Origin of the sequence: Gemmiger formicilis, assembly GCF_016901605.1 — a bacterium.
GTDB classification, from domain to species: Bacteria; Bacillota; Clostridia; order Oscillospirales; family Ruminococcaceae; genus Gemmiger; species Gemmiger formicilis_B.
Map to the genome: position 1 here is coordinate 1 of NZ_JACJKP010000369.1, position 683 is coordinate 683.

The 683-nt window shown below is 49.5% G+C and carries 2 protein-coding genes; both read left to right on the forward strand.

Translation table 11 applies throughout. The annotated features are described in order from the left end of the window. Window positions 1-463, forward strand: a 463-nt coding sequence (locus H6B10_RS14915; protein WP_204652300.1) for an NAD-dependent epimerase/dehydratase family protein, incomplete at its 5' end; no start/stop codon positions are given. 28 nt (window positions 464-491) lie between these two features. Beyond that, window positions 492-683: sugar phosphate nucleotidyltransferase (locus H6B10_RS14920; RefSeq protein WP_243427417.1), on the forward strand; the 192-nt coding region annotated here is incomplete at its 3' end.

Below are 683 nucleotides of genomic sequence, written 5' to 3' on the forward strand. Positions count from 1 at the left end.
CAGCGTCATGCCCACCAATTTGTATGGCCCCAATGACAACTACCATCCTACCCACAGCCACGTGGTGCCGGCTTTGATTCGCCGTTTTCATGAGGCCAAGGAACAGAATCTTCCTGTTGTAACCTGCTGGGGAGACGGCAGCCCGCTGCGGGAATTCTTGTATGTGGATGATCTGGCTAATCTCTGTGTGTTCCTGATGAACAACTACTCCGGTAATGAAACGGTAAATGCCGGTACCGGTAAGGAACTGACCATCAAGCAGCTTACGGAACTGGTGGCCAAAGTTGTCGGCTACACTGGTAAAATCGAATGGGATACTTCGAAGCCGAATGGCACGCCGCGCAAACTGTTGGACGTCAGCAAAGCGACTGCATTGGGCTGGACCTACAAAACTGAGCTGGAAGACGGCTTGCGTCTTTCTTACGAGGATTTCCTGCACAACCCTATGCGTGCAGAGCGTTGATTGCCAAACAATGGAGGTGACTGGTTATATGAATATTATCCTTCTTTCGGGTGGTTCGGGAAAACGCTTGTGGCCTCTTTCCAATGACATCCGTTCCAAACAATTTATCAAAATCTTTAAAACACCTGACGGATATGAATCCATGGTTCAGCGTGTATACCGGCAGATTACGGAAGTTGATCCCGAAGCTTGTGTTACCATCGCAACCAGCAAAACGCAG